Below are 5,633 nucleotides of genomic sequence, written 5' to 3' on the forward strand. Positions count from 1 at the left end.
AATAGATTTGACACAACCATTGCAAGTTGGTTGGGTTTCAACTATCTATCATTTATGGCAATATTCCTAAAGAAAATGAAAAGCAAAAAGTTTAAATGACCTCATGGTTTAGTTTTAACTTTTTTATTAAAACCCTGTTTTTTGGGTTTCTTATTTCTAATAGTATTCTAACAATGCTAATATGCCATTATAAGAAATGATTAATGCAAAAAGAAGAGAGGCATACAACCCGATATTAACAAACAAGCTCGTTTTATAACCTTTCATAATCTTCTTACTATTCACGATCATAATAATCCCCAAAATAACCAAGGGCAGCACAAACACATTAAAAACCTGAGATAGTATTTGAATTTCAATAGGGTTCGCTCCAAATACAGGACCAATTAACGCTACTAAACAAGCTACAAACGTTATGATTCTAAATTGTTTTGAATTCGTATCTAATTCTCCAGATTGGTAATCGGCAATTAGTAATGGCGCAATTAACAAACAAGGGAAAATAGAGGATAGCCCTGCGCTTAATGCTCCAAAGAAGAAAATCGTAACGGCCCATTTACCTGCCACTGGTTCTAAGGTGTTTGCCATATCTAACACCTGTGTCACTTCTTTGCCCTCATAAAACAAAGCCCCAGCGGCAACAGCCATAATAACACCACTAATTACAAATATTAATATCGCAGCAGTAATGGAATCTCTTTTTTGTTGTCCTAGATTTTTAATAGTCCATCCTTTTCCTTTTACAAATAAGGGTCGCGATAAAAATGTAGCAGATGCCATGGTTGTTCCAACAAACGCTGCCACCAACATTTTACCTCCAGGTATATCTGGTATCGTTGGCACTAATCCTTTAATCACATCGACAGAAAGAGGCTGCACAAAGCATAATGACAATACAAATGACAGCCCCATTAAGGTTACGAATATGACCAATATCTTTTCAAAAAAAGTATATTTCCCTACCAACATCAATAAATAAAACACGACAATTATTACCATGGCAGTTATTAAAACGGTTTCGTATTTAAACGCATGTAAGCCTTCAAAATTTATGGCTAGTATTTCATAAATAATATTGGAAGATATACCCAAAATGCCCATTAACGAATTCCATTGCCCAAACGTAATCCCTACAATAATTAATATGGCTAAAATTTTCCCATATTTAAAGTGCTTTTTAAAGCCAAAAAGAGCTGTTTCTCCTGTAATTAGAGCATAATTTCCATACGCAAACATTAAAACTCCCGAAAAAAGGCAACTTATTAAAAGCACCCATAATAATTGCATATTAAATTTACTACCTGCCACAATCATGGAGGTAACACTACCCGTACCTATAGTGTAGCCAATTGCAAAAATACCTGGACCAAAACCCAGCACTAGGGCTATAATTTTTTTTAATAAAGATTTCTTTACTTTTAGTTCTGACATCATACTGGCAGTTAGTTAGTTAGTTAGTTAGTTAGTTGTTGGTTGGTTAGTTATCTAGTGTATTTTTAGTGTATTAATTTTTGCTACTGGCGGTGTGGTGGTATCTTGCCGTAGCATGCTCTCGTTATGGACAACGTTGTATCCCATCGTTTTTCATCACCAATTGCTGTGGTGAAATCGTCCTGAAGCATCATCTGTTCGTTGATACGTATGTGCTCCAAAATAATCCCGTTGCGCTTGAATAATATTTGCCGATGAATTTGCTGTAGCATAACCATTTAAAAAATTAACAGATTCACTTAAACAAGGAATTGCCAATTCATTTAAAACACATTGAGACACCACTTTATTTATAGACGGCTTCAATGATCGAACTTGGTTAATAATGGTTGGGTGCGTTAAAATATTATCATCTTCTTTTAAAACAGATACTAATTCCAACATAAAATCGGATTTTATAATACAGCCGTTAGTCCATATTCTAGCAATTTCACTTAAATTCAAGTGCCATTTATAGGTTTTGCCAGCTTCAGAAATTAATTTAAGCCCTTGATAATGATTCATTATCCTTGAAAACTGATACGCCTTAAGAACATCCTGTAGCTCAAGTTCTAACGGTGTTGGCTTTATATTGAAATGATCACTGGCCTGAAGCCGTTCTTCTTTATAGAAGGACGTGTAACGCGCAAATAACGCCGAAGCAATTAAGGTGCTTGGCGTTCCTAATTGTGCCGTAGCAATAGTTGTCCAATTTCCAGTGCCTTTGTTTCCCGCTTTATCCACTATTTTGTCTACAAGCCAATAATCGCCTTCTTTTTTTCTTAAAATAGCTATCGTAATACCTAATAAATAGCTATCGGCTTTTGCTTTCCATGATTCTAAAATAGCAGCAATTTCATCTGGATTATGGCCCATTATTTTTAGAATAGTATAGACCTCTGCCAAAAGTTGCATTTCTACATATTCAATACCATTATGAACCATTTTTACAAAATGCCCGCTGCCTTCTTCACCTATATAGGTACAACACGGCAAACCATTAGCATCTTTGGCAGCGATACTTTCTAGGTAAGGCTTTATCAAGTGATAGGTTTCTTTATTACCGCCTGGCATAATGGATGGTCCTTTTAACGCTCCTTCTTCTCCTCCTGAAACCCCTACTCCTATAAAATGAATTTTCTTAGATTTTAAATAATCATAACGTTCCTTAGTTTCTACATAGTTAGAATTACCACCATCGATTAAGATGTCGCCATCTGATAAAAAAGGGATTAAATCTTCGATAACTAAATCTGTAACTTTACCCGCATTTACCATTAGCATGATCCGCCGGGGAGTTTGCAAAGAATTTACGAAGGCTTCTATATTGGAAAAGGCTTGCGCTTGCTCTAGTTCTTTATAAGCATCTTTGAATGTGATGGCTACATCCTCTTCGCTACCTTTTTCTTCTCTATTGAAAATTGAAATTTTAAATCCTTTTTGAGCTAAGTTTCTACTTAAACTTTTGCCCATGACCCCTAAACCAAATAAACCGAATTCTGACTTCATTTTTAATTCCTTTATTATTTTATCAACAATTTCTTCTGGTTTTAAACTAATATTAATCTCCAAAGCATGCTCTGGAAACTCTAGCGTATCAAACTGCGATTGCAATAAATTGGATGACATGAAATGCTGTTCTCTTTTATTTATGCGTTCTAGAATCTGATTGAAACTTCCGGCTAGATGCACCCATTTTACTTGGTTTCGAATCTGGGCACTTAAAATATCCCTATAAGATTGCTTTAAAGCAGAACACACAATAATACAACTGTTTTGCTGGAGTTGGTTCTTGGCCAAATCGTTAAGGCTTACCAACCAGTCGTAACGATCCTCATCATTAAGTGGCATACCCTGACTCATTTTCTCTATATTCGATTTCGGATGATAATCATCTCCATCAAAAAACGGGATTTTTAAGTGTTGCGACAAGCGTTGACCAATAGTGCTTTTTCCACAACCAGAGACCCCCATTATAAAAATTACAGTGTTTAAATTCATATATTTTAACTACACTTTATTGTTTTTACAGTAATTAGTCTGTAACAGGTAATGTGCCAGCACCTAAAGTTGCTTCTTTAAACCATACTTCTGTATAGTCGCCATTGGCATATTGCTTTTTTATATCTCCATTATACGTTTCTGCACCAGTACTCCAAACGATGTTCTCATTGGGGTCCTTACCATTCGTTTGATTATAAGCCCCTTGCTTAAAAATTTGCGCCTCCCCTGCATAAGCACTTTCACGTTCTGTACCGTCGCGACCTATAGCTGCGTATAATGTTAATATTTGTTGAGGAATATCGGAATGTTTTACATATTCCGATTTTAATAAATTTTTACTGAATGTTTTAGTGTCATGGCCTTCACTTGTAAACGTGAGGTACATGATACCATCATGAACATTTATATCGTAGGTAAACTCCTCGCCCAGTGCGATACCGTCTTTTGGTTCTTCTGGATATGATGTGGGGCTGGTTCCAACAACAGACATATCATACCCCCACACGGCTGTAGAATAATCCCACCTTTTAGAGTTATCACCTTCGGTATTAATTTCATAATTCCAGAAAACGGAGCCCTTGGTGTGTCCGGGAAATTTTTTATAAAATATTTTTAAAGGTTCATTTTCGTGCCCTTCCATACTATGAATCTGCCCAATAACAACCGAGTAGGATGCCGCAACCCTGGCATCACCAGAAGCTGACACTTGCATGACCTTTAAGGCACCTGTTAATCTGCCACCTGTTTCGGGCATCCATTGCTCTATCTGCCCCAGTTCCGTTCTCGTGTTGTTAGAAGTACGTGATGTAATACCAGAATTAGGTGTTTTATATACTACCCAATCGGTTTTGCCATCATTTGAGGTATAAAAAAAATCTTTATGTTCCGTATCTACTAAATTTTTAAGACTGGTACCATCGCCGCAAAGAATACGCCATTGGTCCATGAAAGGTATTACATCACTGGGATAAACAGTAGTTTTATCAGCTTTAGGCTCAGACTTTTTAGGGGCATCTACGCAACTATTAAGTATTAGTGCCATTCCTATAATTAAAAGAGATTGCGATACTAATTTCAGGGTTTTGTTATTCATTTTAGTCATATTTTATTAGAAACCTGCGTTTGGTTTACCAAATTGGTGTACCAAATATACTTATATTTAATTATTATGAAAATTTATTAGGCATTAAATATTAAAAACAACAAAAGAAGCTTGCTAATTATACAATATTGACTTTACTAAGAAGCTATTATTATGATAACCATTATTTTAAAATTTTAAAAAGAAATTAAGATGATATAGCTAACAGTGTTTTAAAAAAACAAAGTCGTAATACGTTAGTAATGTATTGGCGGTTTACTAAAGCTGCAGCCTAAGTGGTTTTATCCTTTTATAGTGTTCTGCTTTTAGGGAAGTTTATATAGAGAGATTAAAAGAGCCTAAGTATTGATAATACGCATAACCGTTAGGCAGTTTCAATTCCTTTATGGGACGATTAAAAGTTATATAATACAAGACATTGAAACAGGGCTTTACTAATTTCAATTCCTTTATGGGACGATTAAAAGCAACATCGCTTCAGCTTCATCCCAATGTTTTATATCATTTCAATTCCTTTATGGGACGATTAAAAGATGAGTAATTATGCGGGTAATAAGAATGCAGAAAAAATTTCAATTCCTTTATGGGACGATTAAAAGTTATACTAGATTCTTTGAGAGTCTAGGTGTTGAAGCATTTCAATTCCTTTATGGGACGATTAAAAGGAGTCGGATTGGATCTAAATTAGGTCAAAATTTAAATTTCAATTCCTTTATGGGACGATTAAAAGGCTGTTCAAAACGGTTTTGTTGGAACAGAAACCGAGATTTCAATTCCTTTATGGGACGATTAAAAGAGATACAAGCAACTGCGGGGCTTTTCAACGCAGTATCATTTCAATTCCTTTATGGGACGATTAAAAGTATTGAGGTGGGTTCTTTGGTCTATGCTCCTTATAAATTTCAATTCCTTTATGGGACGATTAAAAGCCAAGACGGTGTTGTTGGTCCCGCTGGTTACTTCGGTTCGATTTGTGCCAGTGATTTCGGTTTTATAGTGCCAGTCATTTCGGTTCAAACCGTGCCATTTTTGACTGAGCATTAAAAACCTATAACGG

The 5,633-nt window shown here is 35.5% G+C and carries 3 protein-coding genes and 1 CRISPR repeat array; all 3 genes read right to left on the reverse strand.

The annotated features are described in order from the left end of the window. Nucleotides 1-156: 156 nt before the first annotated feature. Nucleotides 157-1,434, reverse strand: a complete 1,278-nt coding sequence (locus ACFFU9_RS10530; protein ID WP_379861398.1) for an Nramp family divalent metal transporter — start codon at nucleotides 1,432-1,434, stop codon at nucleotides 157-159. A 153-nt stretch (nucleotides 1,435-1,587) separates the two neighbouring features. Then, nucleotides 1,588-3,471: an NADP-dependent phosphogluconate dehydrogenase gene (gene gnd, locus ACFFU9_RS10535; protein ID WP_379861399.1), complete on the reverse strand. Its 1,884-nt coding sequence runs from the start codon at nucleotides 3,469-3,471 to the stop codon at nucleotides 1,588-1,590. Between the two features lie 34 nt (nucleotides 3,472-3,505). Then, on the reverse strand, nucleotides 3,506-4,567 hold the full coding sequence (locus ACFFU9_RS10540; protein ID WP_379861400.1) for a polysaccharide lyase family 7 protein: 1,062 nt from the start codon (nucleotides 4,565-4,567) through the stop codon (nucleotides 3,506-3,508). A gap of 380 nt (nucleotides 4,568-4,947) precedes the next feature. Beyond that, nucleotides 4,948-5,505: a CRISPR direct-repeat array (repeat unit 30 nt; unit sequence ATTTCAATTCCTTTATGGGACGATTAAAAG). Nucleotides 5,506-5,633: the final 128 nt, after the last annotated feature.

The organism is Mariniflexile ostreae, from assembly GCF_042427585.1.
In the GTDB taxonomy this organism is placed as follows: domain Bacteria; phylum Bacteroidota; class Bacteroidia; order Flavobacteriales; family Flavobacteriaceae; genus Pseudalgibacter; species Pseudalgibacter ostreae.

Coding starts and splice junctions, on each gene's coding strand:
- ACFFU9_RS10530 (WP_379861398.1), bottom strand. CDS start 1,434: ATGATGTCAGAACTAAAAGTAAAGAAATCTTTATTAAAAAAAATTATA.
- gnd (WP_379861399.1), bottom strand. CDS start 3,471: ATGAATTTAAACACTGTAATTTTTATAATGGGGGTCTCTGGTTGTGGA.
- ACFFU9_RS10540 (WP_379861400.1), bottom strand. CDS start 4,567: ATGAATAACAAAACCCTGAAATTAGTATCGCAATCTCTTTTAATTATA.